Origin of the sequence: Chryseobacterium kimseyorum (assembly GCF_025971945.1) — a bacterium.
Classification (GTDB): domain Bacteria; phylum Bacteroidota; class Bacteroidia; order Flavobacteriales; family Weeksellaceae; genus Chryseobacterium; species Chryseobacterium kimseyorum.
In genome coordinates, this window is sequence record NZ_JAPDHW010000016.1 from 1 (window position 1) to 14,539 (window position 14,539).

A 14,539-nucleotide genomic window follows, 5' to 3' on the forward strand; every position below is an offset into this window, starting at 1 on the left:
TATATATAAAACCAGTATTACCTTAGATTCCAGACTATACTCATTCTGAACATTTTCTGAAATTAATGTTTATCAAGCTCTTTCATTTGAACTTAGTTTTGACTTATAAAAATTGGAAAATTCAAATTTTATTAGTTGTTTACTTGTATTGATGTCATTAACCTGATAATACGTTTTAAAACTATTGCTCGATAGTTTTTTAATGAATTTTGCTCGAGTGGCGAATAAATTCTAATAATTGTTTACTTTTGAAACAACTTTTTCTTTATTATGTTAAATTATATTATTCCTGATAATGAGATAGATAGATTGAAAAAATTAGAATTTTTTGATCTTCTAAATTTGGGTAAAGATCCTCAATTCGATGTTTTTGCAGAAACTGCATGTCTGATAGCTGATTGTCCTGCTTCAATTATTTCGATTATGGAAAGTGAGACTCAGGCTGTTCAAAGTTGTGTAGGTTTAGAAATCGATTCTGTAAAGCGTGAGAATACCATTTGTCAATATTCAATCGCCAATGGAGAAATTGTCATTATTAATGATACGCTTTTAGATGAAAGATCCTGGAAAAATCCATTGGTAATAGAAGGAGGAATACGATTCTATATAGGAATACCATTTTTTGATGATGAACGTTTTGCACTAGGAACAATCTGTTTGATTGATTATAAACCCAGAGTAATAACAGACAGTCAGATTACTGCTCTCAAAAAACTTTCAGAGGTTATTTCTAAACTTTTGACAGCGAAAAGAAAAACAATTTATGGAGAGTATTTTCAACAGATCTTCAATATATCTAATAATTTAATCTGCGTTTTGGATGACGATTTGAGGTTTAAAGATCTCAATAAAGTAGTTGAGAAAATTTTGTCATTGAAAAAAGTGGAGGCAATAGGACTTGATTTTTCCGATATTTTCGGTGAAGCAAATAAAGACCTATCAAAGTTGAAAGATGTTATCAAGAGTGGCGAAGAAATATCTTTTACATCGTCTAAAGATAGTGAAGATGGCAGTTCAATCATTGTAGATTGGACTTTTAAATCAAATCAGGAACTTTCTGAAATTTTCTGTTTCGGAACCAATATCACTAAACAGACTGAAGAAAAACGTCAATTAGAGAGCTCGGAGCGGCGTTTCAGGAGTTTCTTTGAAAATGCAATCGGTTTGATGAGTATGCATGATGTGGAAGGCAACATTCTTGCGGTAAATGAAAAAGGAAGAGAGATGTTACAATATTCAGCTGATGAGGTGAGAGATCTAAACCTTAGAGACCTTGTTCCAGAAAATAATTGGCCCGCTTTAAGAGAATATCTTGATCGCATTAAAACAAATAAGGAGGACTTTGGAACCATGATTCTAAAGGCGAAAAATGGAGACGAGCAAGTATGGATGTATCACAACCTTATTGAAACAGACGAGGAGGGAAGGCCTTATATAATTAGCACTGCCCTAAACGTCACGGAACGAATGACCTTGGAAAAAGACCTCATTCGTACAAAAAAAATGCTTGAACAGACAAGTTCTGTAGCACAAGTAGGCGGCTGGGAAGTAAACTTGAAGAAAAATACCTTATACTGGTCGCAAAGTACTAAAGAAATTCATAAAATTAGTAACGACTATGTACCTGATTTAGAAAATGCCATTGGTTTTTATACAGAAGATAGCAGAGAAAGAGTTAAATTCTTATTTAACAGAGCGATAACGAAAGGAATTCCGTACGATGATGAATTTCAGCTTCTTCGTAATGATGGAGTTACAATTTGGGTAAGGGTAAAAGCAATTCCGGAATTTGAAGATGACCATTGTATAAGGGTTTTCGGTATCATTCAGGATATTGATATTTTTAAGAAAATGTTTCTTGATATTGCAAAAAAAGAAGCAATGATGCAATCTTTTGTAACGTATGTACCTGTTTCTGTTGCAATGTTTGATAAAGATCTCAATTATATTTCTGTTAGCAGCAAATGGAAAGATCAATTCAAAATGAATGAGTACGATATCATTGGAAAGAATCTTTTTAAAGTATCACCAAATATTCCTGTCGAACGAAAAGAAATTTATCACGCTGCTTTGCAGGGAAAGACCTATATCAATGAAGATTTTGCAATTCATATTGATGGTAAAAAAGAAATTCAGCATTTAGACCTTAAAGTCGGACCTTGGTATCTCTCGGATAATGAAATCGGAGGGGTTATTGTCTCAGTACAAGATATTACCACAGCTGTAAAGATTAATGAAGAACTTAAAAATGCAAAAAAAATGGCTGATATTGCAAGCAAAGCAAAATCAGAGTTTCTTGCCAATATGAGCCATGAGATCCGTACTCCTCTAAATGGAGTGATTGGTTTTTCAGATCTTCTTTTGAGAACTCCTCTTAATGATCTTCAGGCGCAATATCTTAATTATATTAATGAATCTGGAGAAAATCTTCTGAACATTATTAATGACATTCTTGATTTTTCTAAAATAGAATCCGGTAAAATGGAACTTTTAGTAGATAAAAGTAATGTTTATGACATGGTGAGCCAGGTGATAAATGTTATTCTATATCAGTCTCAGAAAAAAAATATTGAACTTCTATTAAATATAGAACCAGGACTTCCAAAAACTCTGTTGCTTGATGAGGTAAGATTAAAGCAAATTCTTATCAACCTTCTAGGTAACGCCGTAAAATTTACAGAAAAAGGAGAGATTGAACTTAAGGTGGAAACACTTCGTGTAGATGATCAGAATATTGTTCTGCGATTTTCTGTTAGGGACACGGGTATAGGTATACCAGCGGAAAAGCAGAAACATATTTTTGATGCTTTTACTCAGGAAAACAGCTCTATCAGTAAACGCTATGGCGGGACAGGGCTTGGTCTCACGATCTCAAACAATATTCTGGGTTATATGGGAAGTCATTTGTCATTGATCAGCACACCTGAAAAAGGTTCCCTGTTTTTCTTCGATATCGAAATACCATATGAAAAATCAACATTTGATGAGTATAATGATCTAACTATCAAAAAAGTCCTAGTGGTGGATGATAATGAAGCAAACAGAATCATTCTACAGCATATGCTTACCTATAAAAATATCGAATCTACCTTAGCCTCCAATGGTATGGAAGCATTACAGATTTTGCTTCGAGGTGAACGCTTCGATGTGATACTGATGGACTATCATATGCCGGTAATTTCTGGTTTGGAAACAATCACTAAGATCAGAAAGCTATTTAATGAAAAAAATGAAACCTCACCATTAGTAATTCTTCATACTTCTTCGGAAGAACATGATGTCATTAATTCTTTCCGTAAGGAAGATGACTCCTATTTTCTTTTAAAGCCTATTAAATCTGATGATCTTTATAGGACACTTAAACATGTTACACAAAGTAATGTGACGGAAGTTGTTACTCGTGATCATTTGGAAACACATCATTTATCTTTTGCGAAAAAGTTAGAAGTTCTTTTAGTAGATGATAATCCCGTAAATATGGTTCTTAATAATCGGATGCTTAAGTCACTGACGCCCGATGTGCATCTTACAGAAGCAGTAAATGGTTTAGAGGCATTGGAAGAGTGTAAGAAAAAAGATTTTTCCATAATTCTTATGGATGTACAGATGCCAGTGATGAATGGTTTTGAAGCTACGCAGAAGATTCGCCTTTTGTCAGGTTATAAAAATGTACCCATTATTGGGGTGACGGCAGGAAATGTATTGGGAGAAAAAGAGAAATGTCTGGAATCTGGAATGAATGACTTTCTGCCAAAGCCTTTACGTCAGGCTGATCTTTCGGAAATGCTCAAAAAATATATATCCATTAAACAAAACCTAGATCTTGATGTCAAAGTTGAAATCGTGACCGAAAAATACATGAGTATGGATATTCTTAGAGAGCATATAGGTGATGATGAAGATTTCAAAAAAATATTTTTAGACATTGTTATAAAAGAGCTCATCCAAACAAGGGAGAATATTATTAGTGCAGCACCGGTTAAGGATGCGGTAGCAGTGAAAATGATTCTTCATAAACTTAAAGGCACAGCGGGAACTGCCGGTCTTTTCAGACTTTCAGATTGTGCATTAAAATGGGAGGAAAAAGCTGATGATACTATTGATTTTTCAGACATGGCAAAAGAAGTAGATGTAGAGATATCCATCGGATTAGATATAATAAAAAAATTAATAAAATAAAATCAAGAGTTATGTTATCTCTGATCGCTGAAGATGACATACTGATTCTCAATTAAGCATAAATTATTAAAAAAGGACACGAAGCTATTGTAACCCGCATAAGTAATAGAAGATATTGATTACATTCAAGGAAACGACGTTGATCGTACAATTAACGGTTTATTTTTATTACAAAATTTTAATGATCTGGATTTTATCGACAATCTATAAAAATTTAAGAGTGAAAAATTGTAGTAATAATTACCTCATCGGGATTAAAATGACTGCAAATATCGTACTAATAATTATTTGATAAAATCAAACCAAGGTTTTGGTCAAGTCAAATAATGGTCTTAAATTTGATTTAAATGAATTTTAATTGTATAATTAATCTTCATACACCATCTATTTCAGTCACATTAATATTCTGTTATGAAAAAACAAATCGCTATCGCTGCGTTGTCTTTGGGATTAATCTCTTTAGGAAGCAATTGGGTATCAGCACAAAATTCTGAGCATGCAAGTTTGTCAGTTAACATTATTTTGGCAGATGTCATTTCAATTGATGTTGGAACTGCTGTTTCGGGAGGCGCAATAGATTTTAATTATGCAAATACGGCAGATTATAATTCCTCAAAAAATATCACAGTACCAAATAGTTTAGTCATCAATTCCTCTAAAAATTTCGATGTGAAAGTTAAATCTGAGGGTGCAAATTTTGTAAGTGGCGCAAACATTATCCCTGTAGATGTGTTACAGGTTAAAGCAATTTCGGGAGGGAGCTTGATGGGAACTATGAATGAGGTGACTTTATCTACAATAGATCAGCTTTTGGTGAGTAACGCAAGTTCGGGTGCAAAACAATCCCTAAATATTGCATATTCTATTTCTGCAGAAAAAGCATCAAAAGTCCTTTTAGGAAAACCCAAAGGAACTTACACGCAAACAGTAACTTATACTGCAACCGCTTTATAATTAATCGAATAGCAATTTATAAAAAGCCCTCAGCATTCAAATGTTGAGGGCTTTTTGTTGAACTATGCATGTAGTTATTATACTACAATAACTTCCATTTTTCACTACAAAGAATACTTTATGGACGGTGTAGATTTGCAGTGTTCAAAAGAGAACAGCTAAATAAAAATTAAATATTACGATCATGACAAAACATATCGTAATCGCAGCCTTAACTTTCGGAACATTCATACTAGGAACTAACAACGCTAAAGCTCAAAATACTACCGCTACCACAACCGTAAACATTACCCTGAACGATGTGATCTCTATTGATGCGGGAAGTACTGCAATTGGTAATACTGTTGACTTCAACTATGCTACTGCAGCAGATTATAACTCTGATCAAACGATTACTAAAGCCAACTCTTTGAAAGTGACTTCAACGAAGAATTTCAATGTTAAAGTAAAAGCAGGGGGCGCTAATTTCATGAATGGAACCAACTTAATCCCTGTAAATGTTTTGACGATTAAAGCAGCTGCAGCTGCCGGAACAATGGGAGGTACAAAAACCGCTGTCATTTTATCTGCAACGGATCAAACCTTAGTTACCAATGCTCCACTAGGGAGTGCCTTAACATTGAATCTGGATTACACGATTCCAGCAGCGAAATCATCTTCTGCCGATATTTTAGGTAAACCAGCCGGAACCTATACACAGACAGTAACTTATACAGCAACAGCATTGTAAGTTAAAAAATTCAAATATAAAGAGGCCATCATACTTTCTAAGTGTTGATGGCTTTTGTATTTAAATCATGAATAAAGCATGTAGTTATTTTACTACATAAATTTACATTTTCCACTACAAAGAAACTTTTATCACTGCCTTAGATTTGCAGTGTTCAAGGGACGAAAACTCAACAACAATAAAAATTAAATATTACGATCATGACAAAACATATTGCAATCTCAGTCTTAACTATCGGAGCAATCATTTTAGGAACCAACAATGTTCAGGCTCAAAATACTACCGCAACGACAACCGTAAACATTACCCTGAACGATGTGATCTCTATTGATGCGGGAAGTACAGCAATCGGTAATACAGTTGACTTCAACTATGCTACTGCAGCAGACTATAACTCTGATCAAACCATTACTAAAGCCAACTCTTTGAAAGTGACTTCAACGAAGAACTTTAACGTTAAAGTAAAAGCGGGGGGTGCCAATTTCATGAATGGAATCAACCTAATCCCTGTAAATGTTTTGACGATTAAAGCTGCTGGATCTGCCGGAACAATGGGAGGAACAAAAACTGCTGTCGTTTTATCTGCAACGGATCAAACTTTAGTTACCAATGCTCCTCTTGGAAGTGCATTAACATTAAATCTGGATTACACGATTCCAGCTGCGAAATCATCTTCTGCCGATATTTTAGGTAAACCGGCCGGAACTTACACGCAAACAGTAACTTATACTGCAACCGCTTTATAATGAAATTTTATAAGTTTATAAACGTTCTTTAGTGACGTTTTCAGTAGTTTTGGGAATCTTTTATTTTTAAACAATTGACACCATGCGCAAGTTTATTTATCTTTTCTTTTTCTTTATCCTTTCAGTGACTTCTTCAATTCTGGCACAAAGTATCTCTATGTCGCCTACACGTCTGTTTTTCACAGGCAATCCCGGAGAAAGAGTGACACGAACAGTCACACTTCAGAATAGCTCGGACAAAGATTATGTTTTTAATCTTAACTATAAGGATTGGATTAGAGATGAAAACGGAAATAAACTTTATCTTGATGCGGGCAGTTCAAAAACTTCCAATGCCGCCTGGGTTTCTACTTTAGAAAACTCTGTAACAGTTCCGTCGAAAAGTACAAAAGAGATTGTAGTAACCATGCAGATTCCTGAAGATGCATCTAAGTCTGCTGTTACAAACAGTATGTTGTTTTTTACTCAACTTCCACAGCAGGCAGATCAAGCACGTACGCAAAATGGGATTGGTATTATTACCTTATTTGAGGTAGGACTTCATATTTTTTACACACCATCTGGGAATCAGGTAAAAAGCCTGGATATTACCAATATTGCAGAGGTTACTGGTGAGAGTGCAGGAAATAGAAAAGTAGCAGTAAGCATCCATAATGACGGAAACACGATCAATGATGCAACCGTAGAGTTCGAACTGACTAACACAGACAGTGGTAAAGAATTTAAATTACCCGCAATTTCAATCTCCATGCTTCCCGAGAGCAATCAAGTCGTTCAATTTTCTTTACCTGAGAACATTTCAGGTAATTTTCTCGGCGTTGCTATTATCAAAATGGCAGGGTCCAATGATTTGCGGGTAGGCGAGAAAAACTTTAAATTTTAAAATTAAGTCTTGAAACTACAAAATGATATATCGATATCGATCCTAAGAAGAACAATCTTACTTTTTATATTTGTTCTTCTGCACTTCTCGTTTGCCGCTGCTCAGGAAAAAAAAGATGTCAAAACCTATTTTGAAAATGATACAGTCGCTGTTGAAAAAAATTCTACGTTTACTAATTTTCTGATTATTGAGAATAAAAGTTCTGAAGCGATTACTGTTCAGAATATCATTCCGCAGGACAATTATCCCGGATTGCTGTTCTTCCCTAACAATAATTTTATTTTAGGCGCTGCTCAGTCTAAAAAGCTTCCTGTAAAACTGATCGCCAACGTAGATTTTATGAAACTAAGATCCAATGAGATTAACTTCCAGGTCTCTTACATTACCTCAACGGACACGAAAACTGAAAGTGCCTCATTTTTCGCAAAAAAAGATGAAAACAAAAACATCGCAATTTATACGGAGTCTTACGAAAATTTTATTAATCCTGCTGCGCCAGAATCTTCAATTTTATTGATTATAGAAAACCAAGGCTACAGTAAACGTACTGTAAAAATTGATTTGCAATCCATTCCTGACGGTTTGGAAATGATTCCAAAACAGCATACTATTTCTCTGGAAGGTTTAGAAAAACAAACAATCGAGATCAAAATTGTAGCCAGAAGACAAAATACGCTTTTTCCGGAATTTAATATCAACGCAATCGCCACAGACTTGTTAACGAATGAAATCGTGGGAAGTAACACATTACGCTTATTAATATTATCAAACAACAGACAAATTTCCAGAGAAACCGAATCAGTGAGCGGTAGCAATTTTGCGGAAATCAGCTATAATGAAAACAGCTCCGGTTTCAATTATCTTCAATTAAGAGGAAATACAGCGTTTCGGGTAACAGAAAATGTGAAATCGCGTCTTAATATTGGTGCAGATTACTTTGCTGACGGCGGCCGTTATAATCTCTATGATACTTGGCTGGAATTAGAGAGAAAAAATGCTAAATTACGTTTAGGTAATGTTAATAGTAATGATTACGAATACCCTGTTTTCGGAAGAGGTGCAAAATTTTCTACTCATTTTGGTAATAATAAGCAGATTGAAGTTCTTGCATTGGAAAATAATTATAATCTTTACGGTACTTATTTCCAACAAGTACAAGGATCTACCATTGTAGGCGCAAAATATGGATTTGGGAATACAAAATCTTTTAATGGAAAAGTTTCTTATATTTTCGATCATGATCCGCGTTTAAACGTAGATACCCAGCTGGCGAATGCAGTATCGTCAATTTTAATTAACGATAAACATTCAATCAGGACGGAGGTTGGTGTTAGCCACGAAAAAGGGCTTTCAAATAAGGATGAAAATGCAGGAGCCTTAATGGGAGCCAATTATGAGGGGAAAATAGGGATATGGGATTTGCAATCTGTTAATTCCTTTGCTACCAAAAGTTATGCAGGGATTAAAAGAGGATCTTTTTTCTCAAATCAACGCATCGCTCGCCAATTTTCTGTTTCTCAGCGTGCATTTATACAATATCAGAATTCGCAGGTGGATCCTGAGTTTTTGACTTACCAGACTACGACAATTCAAGCTGAGCCAACCGCTAATTTGCGCTATTATTTTAACAGTACGGAAGCGTTGGCCACTGGATATCAGTTTTCTGCAAAGAATTGGAATTTTTTGTTTTCTCCTAAGGTGGAAAAGCAAAAAACAGCTAATTTCCAGATATCACACGAACTTTTTTCTTACCGGTTAGAGGCTAACGTCAGCACGACATTAGGTGCCCACGGATTAAACTTGACAGCGGAATATTCTTACTCAAAAAAGGATAATAGAACAGATTGGTTTAACAGTTTGAAAACAACTTTATCTTATAGATATAAATCATTCTCTCTCAACGGTACAGCCCAATGGAATGCAAACAATGTTTTTGATTTAAATTCTTACTACGATGTAGATCGAAATTTTATTAACTACAATTTATACGCATCGTACAATTTCCAGATCCTTGATAATAATCTCATTGGATCTTTATCAGCAGGAAGTTTCTATTCTGAACTTTATAAAAATTTAAATACCAATGTCACCGGTAATCTGGAATATAAGATTTCACCTTCATGGTCCAGCACTGGTTATTTTAATGTTTCCGGGTATAAATCTACGGCTGAATATGCAAGCAGTAGCAGTTATTACCAGTTTAGAGTGGGAATTAAAAAATATTTCACCGCAGCTACGGCTCTTGGAAATCATAAAGTGACGTTTCAGTTTTTTGAAGATAAAAATTTCAATGGACTTTTGGAGTCGGGCGAACCGATATTCGCAAATGAAATTGTAAAACTGGACAATTATGTTGCAATGACGGATAAGAATGGAAAAGTAATTTTTCAAAATGTGCCAGAAGGTATATACACACTGAAGGTGAATGAAAGTGCGGGTGCCCGATTAATGATAGATCCTGTTATGATGGTTAAAAGCAATATCAACCGAAAAGTAGGCTTGGTAAAAAACATCAGAGTAAGTGGGAAATTAACAGAGATTAAACAAGCCTACGATGTTTTAGAGACTGATGTAACAGGGATAATCGTGTATGCAAAAGGCGAAGATGGTGTGATTTATACCTCAGTGGTTAACCAAAAAGATGAGTTTGAGTTCTTTCTAAAAGATGGAAAATACGAACTCTATATTGAAAACGACAAATACAATTATGCAAAACCCAGCCAAATTATTCAAGTTACAAAAGAAGGTTATTCAACAATTGTGATTTTTGAATACACCAAGAAAAACACCATCATAAAGGTGAAAAAGTTTTAAATTTAGAAGTATGAAAATGAGGATTTTTTTTTTAGTAGAAATTTTTATTATGTTGTTCGGATCATCAGTCATGAACGCCCAAGACGTGTACCTGTCCATTCCAGAAAATAATATTTTTAACAGGACTGAATTTACATCAGTACCTACAAGGTTAATGACAAATGCTAATCGAACAAACTGGGATTATACCTTTTTTGGATTTCTACCTACAGCTCCAACATTTACTTCTACGTCCGGACCAACTTTCACTCACTCTTCTTCATTATTTACTTTACCCAGTTCTGTCCTTCTTTGGCAGTTAGAAAGTATGGGAGGTCAGTTGCCATCAACGGGACTTTCGGGATCTTTACCAGGTTTTCAGTTCTTCAGTACTAGTTCAATAAAATGGTTTGAACCGCCGTCAAGCAGCTTTGGGGGAGGATTCAGCCGGGGAAATATCAATTTTACATTTAAAATTCCTGCCTCACAATTTACAGCCAATGCCTTTAGAGCAGGAAATTATTCGATGGATATCACTCAGAATTACAATGATTTCACCCCACGCAACTTTAAAACAATTTTAGTGATTTCTCCATCTATACGATGGGTCACAACCGCTTTAACAAAATATATAGAAATTTCTTCTTTGAATGACTATCGTAGTACGAGTACACGAGTATGGGATTTAGGAAATACGGAAATTGCACATACGGTCGATCTTAATTTTTGGGCTAAGGCTGCTAACAATACTGTTCAATTCACGTCTTCTAAAGGTGTTCCAGGATCCAGAAATATAGCCAGTATTAAGTTGGGCAGTAACGGATCTTCTCTTACGACCAAAGCCCTATCAGCAAATTTTCAGAATTTTTCTACTAGTAATTTGAATGTCGTAGAAGGTAACAGAAGCAGTTTCATTCCAGAGCTTTACGTATCTGCAGATGATTTTAAGAACTATTTTTTTGAAGCCGGAACTTATACATTTGAATTGAACCTTAATGCCAGAAGTACAGATAATTCAATTAATAGTCTTCAGAATACTGCTGTTCAGTTAAAGGTGCTTCCCCGGTCAGAAATCACTATCCCCAGTTCCGGTCGAAATGTAAACTTCAATTTTAATACAGCAGGCCTATATGCTAATGGTCAGACACAAGTAATTCCAAACCAAATTATATTATCCAATAATGAAAGTTTTGAACTGTATGTAAAATCAGACGAAAATTATTTCAAAAAAGGCGGCCTCCAGACCAACATCAATTCCAACATATTACAGATTGGTATCGATGGAAGTTCAGTAAATGCACCATTATCCAAAACTCCCCAAAAAATACTCCTTGACGGAACACCGGTTTTGGACCGCCAGCTGAGCGTAAAATATACTGTATCTCCCGCGGATGCCCAAAGTTTGGTTGGGAAGGAAAATAGTACATACTCTATCAATGTCTATTATAGCTTTACGGCAATCTAATAATATCTTTTTCAAACTCTTATTATGGACCACTTTAACAGCAAAATTCATTCTCAGGATCAGCACGATTTTGATCAATTAAAAGTATTGGAAAAAAAATATACCGATGTTTTTGATTTTCTGGTGTATACGGCTGCCAAGATGACTAATACTGAGCGATGCACCATGAGTATAACCTCAGATGGCAAAGTCTACGTTCTTGCTACGAGTGATGCTTCTCCCAATCATATTTATCATCAGAATCCTTACTTTAATCAGGATGATGAGACTTCAGTTTATGAATATGAATACATAGAATTTACATTTCATAGAAGTTATAGCATCCCGGATCTTAAGGACAATCTATCCGCTCATTTAAATCTGTTTGACAGGGAAAAGAAAGAACTTGATGTCGCAGAGAACGACATTGTTCATAAGATTTTGTATCAGGCGTCAAAATGGTGTAGAATAATAGAAAAGGAGCAGCTGATAAACAGTTATGATGTACTTTTTGAAACATCCGACGATCTGTTAGGTATTTTATCTTCAGAAGGTAAATTCTTAAAAATAAATTCTGCCTTTTGTAAAATTTTAGGGTGCAGTGATAAAGATTTAAAAAGTAATATTCTTATGGAATCTGTTCATCCAGATGACAGGGACAGTACGGCTCAGAAGGTAGATCTATTACTGAAAGGTAAATCTTCATCTAATTTCACTAATAGATACATTATGAAATCCGGAGAAGTGAGATGGATAGAATGGACCTTTGTTCATGAACCGGAATCCGGATTGGCGTATAACATCGGGACAGATGTGACAGAGATGGTCATAAAAAAAGAATCACTCGGACGAAGTGTACAAAAGTATCGTGGTCTGTTTGAAAAAAATCAGGGAATTATAAGCATTCATGATACAAAAGGTAATTTTTTAGATGTTAATGATGCAGGCTTAAAGGCGTCTGGCTTTACAAGAGAGGAATTACTAAGCTTCAACCTTTTTGATCTCATTATACCCGAAAAGCATGATAATGTTAAAATTTACCTAAGGGAAATAAGAATTTCAAATCATGCATCTGGCGAAATGACCATCCGTAAGAAAAATGGAAAAAAAGCGGTTTGGCATTTTATGAGTGCTATGGACGAAGATATTGATGGTAATTTGCAGGTAATGGCGAATGCAGTCGACATCACTGAAAGAAAAAAAACAGAGAATGAGATTCTAGCAGCAAAAGAGTTAGCAGAAAAATCACATGAACTAAAATCAGAGTTTATTGCCAATATGAGTCACGAGATCAGAACTCCGTTAAATGGAATTATGGGTTTTACGGATCTTCTTCTGGAAACCAGTCTTGACGAAACTCAGAGGCAGTATTTAGAGATTATAAACCAATCTGGAGTGTCCCTGTACAGCATAATTAACGATATTTTGGATTTCTCAAAATTAGAGAAGCAGAAGCTTCAATTAAACCTGGATAAGGTAGAAATAGAAGAATTAGTTTCGGAAGCTTTTAATATTGTTTCGTATCATAATACTAAAAAGCATTTGGAAATGCTCATTGATATTGACGATGCCATTCCAACATACATCTTGACAGACGCAATGCGCTTAAAGCAGGTCTTTGTTAATCTTTTGAGTAATGCTCTAAAATTTACTAAAGAGGGAGAGATCGTTTTATATGTTAGGGTTTTAGATAATTTAGGGGAAGGCCAAAAACGAATTAGGTTTGGAGTTCGGGATACAGGTATTGGAATCAACAAGGAAAAACAGGCTGAAATATTCGAAGCATTTGCACAGGAAGATACTAGTATCACCAAAAAATATGGGGGCACGGGTTTGGGACTCACAATTTCAAACCAGATCTTAGCACTTTTAGAAAGTGTTTTACAGGTAGAAAGCGAGCAAGGTGCAGGAAGCGATTTTTTCTTTGATATGAAGTTTGATACTCAGGACGAAGAATATGATTTAAACTTAAGCAGTATTAAAAAAGTTCTGATAGTGGACGACAACGAGAATAATCGCAAAATACTGAAAAGGATGCTGGAGCGAAAAAATATCGATGTAACAGAATGCGATAGTGGCTTAAAAGCATTGCTTTTGATCATGGATAAAGCTGAATACGATGTGATTATTATAGATTATCATATGCCGATCATGGATGGGATTGAAACTATCAGAAAAATTAGAAATATGATTCCTGGCACTACCGATGTAACGCCATATATTGTTCTTTATAGTTCTTCCGATGACACTAATTTACAGGATGCATGTGATGAATTGGAAATAGAAAATCGACTGATCAAACCGATTCGTATGAAAGAAATGTACCGGATTTTGTCTACTTTAAAGAATTCTGAAAAGAAAAAACTGGAGCAGATAAAAAATGTAGAGACTGAAGTAGAGACTGAAGTCAGTATTCACAAAATAAAAATTTTGATTGCTGAAGATAATATAGTTAATTTGCTTCTTACAAAAACCTATTTAAAGGATATTCTTCCGCAGGCTCTAATAATAGAGGCTAAAGATGGAGTAGAAGCGGTTGAACAATACCAGAAAAAAAGTCCAGATCTTATTTTAATGGATATCCAAATGCCGCAGCTCACAGGAATTGAGGCAACGCGAAAGATAAGAGCTTTGGAAACAAATATTGAAATTCCTATCATTGCATTAACGGCAGGCAGTCTTCTAGGCGAAAAGGAAAAATGCTTGAAGGCAGGCATGTCGGATTTCCTAACTAAACCTTTATTGAAACAAACTCTTTCAGATATGATCAGGAAATGGTTTGGTAAAGAAGTAGACAATTAGTAAATCAA

The 14,539-nt window shown here is 35.0% G+C and carries 8 protein-coding genes; all 8 read left to right on the forward strand.

From position 1 onward, the window contains the following. Nucleotides 1-270: 270 nt before the first annotated feature. Nucleotides 271-4,179, forward strand: a complete 3,909-nt coding sequence (locus OMO38_RS17105; RefSeq protein ID WP_264751402.1) for a response regulator — start codon at nucleotides 271-273, stop codon at nucleotides 4,177-4,179. A gap of 411 nt (nucleotides 4,180-4,590) precedes the next feature. Further along, nucleotides 4,591-5,133 (forward strand): peptidoglycan-binding protein LysM, encoded by a 543-nt coding sequence (locus tag OMO38_RS17110; RefSeq protein WP_264751403.1) that lies wholly within the window; start codon nucleotides 4,591-4,593, stop codon nucleotides 5,131-5,133. Nucleotides 5,134-5,317: 184 nt separating this feature from the next. Beyond that, the gene (locus OMO38_RS17115) at nucleotides 5,318-5,863 is read left to right on the forward strand and encodes a peptidoglycan-binding protein LysM (RefSeq protein WP_264751404.1); all 546 of its coding nucleotides are present in this window, start codon (nucleotides 5,318-5,320) and stop codon (nucleotides 5,861-5,863) included. A gap of 200 nt (nucleotides 5,864-6,063) precedes the next feature. Beyond that, entirely contained in the window at nucleotides 6,064-6,609 is a 546-nt protein-coding gene (locus OMO38_RS17120; RefSeq protein WP_264751405.1) for a peptidoglycan-binding protein LysM, read from the forward strand. Nucleotides 6,610-6,691: 82 nt separating this feature from the next. Then, the gene (locus OMO38_RS17125; protein WP_264751406.1) at nucleotides 6,692-7,492 is read left to right on the forward strand and encodes a COG1470 family protein; all 801 of its coding nucleotides are present in this window, start codon (nucleotides 6,692-6,694) and stop codon (nucleotides 7,490-7,492) included. A gap of 9 nt (nucleotides 7,493-7,501) precedes the next feature. Then, entirely contained in the window at nucleotides 7,502-10,306 is a 2,805-nt protein-coding gene (locus OMO38_RS17130) for a hypothetical protein (RefSeq protein ID WP_264751407.1), read from the forward strand. Nucleotides 10,307-10,322: 16 nt separating this feature from the next. Beyond that, nucleotides 10,323-11,750 carry a hypothetical protein gene (locus OMO38_RS17135; RefSeq protein ID WP_264751408.1) on the forward strand — a complete coding sequence of 476 codons (1,428 nt, stop codon included), beginning with the start codon at nucleotides 10,323-10,325 and terminating at the stop codon, nucleotides 11,748-11,750. Nucleotides 11,751-11,774: 24 nt separating this feature from the next. Then, nucleotides 11,775-14,531 carry a PAS domain-containing hybrid sensor histidine kinase/response regulator gene (locus OMO38_RS17140; protein WP_264751409.1) on the forward strand — a complete coding sequence of 919 codons (2,757 nt, stop codon included), beginning with the start codon at nucleotides 11,775-11,777 and terminating at the stop codon, nucleotides 14,529-14,531. Nucleotides 14,532-14,539: the final 8 nt, after the last annotated feature.

Bases quoted from the DNA above. Each gene is read 5' to 3' on its own strand.
- OMO38_RS17105 (WP_264751402.1), top strand. From the start codon at position 271: ATGTTAAATTATATTATTCCTGATAATGAGATAGATAGATTGAAAAAA.
- OMO38_RS17110 (WP_264751403.1), top strand. From the start codon at position 4,591: ATGAAAAAACAAATCGCTATCGCTGCGTTGTCTTTGGGATTAATCTCT.
- OMO38_RS17115 (WP_264751404.1), top strand. From the start codon at position 5,318: ATGACAAAACATATCGTAATCGCAGCCTTAACTTTCGGAACATTCATA.
- OMO38_RS17120 (WP_264751405.1), top strand. From the start codon at position 6,064: ATGACAAAACATATTGCAATCTCAGTCTTAACTATCGGAGCAATCATT.
- OMO38_RS17125 (WP_264751406.1), top strand. From the start codon at position 6,692: ATGCGCAAGTTTATTTATCTTTTCTTTTTCTTTATCCTTTCAGTGACT.
- OMO38_RS17135 (WP_264751408.1), top strand. From the start codon at position 10,323: ATGAGGATTTTTTTTTTAGTAGAAATTTTTATTATGTTGTTCGGATCA.
- OMO38_RS17140 (WP_264751409.1), top strand. From the start codon at position 11,775: ATGGACCACTTTAACAGCAAAATTCATTCTCAGGATCAGCACGATTTT.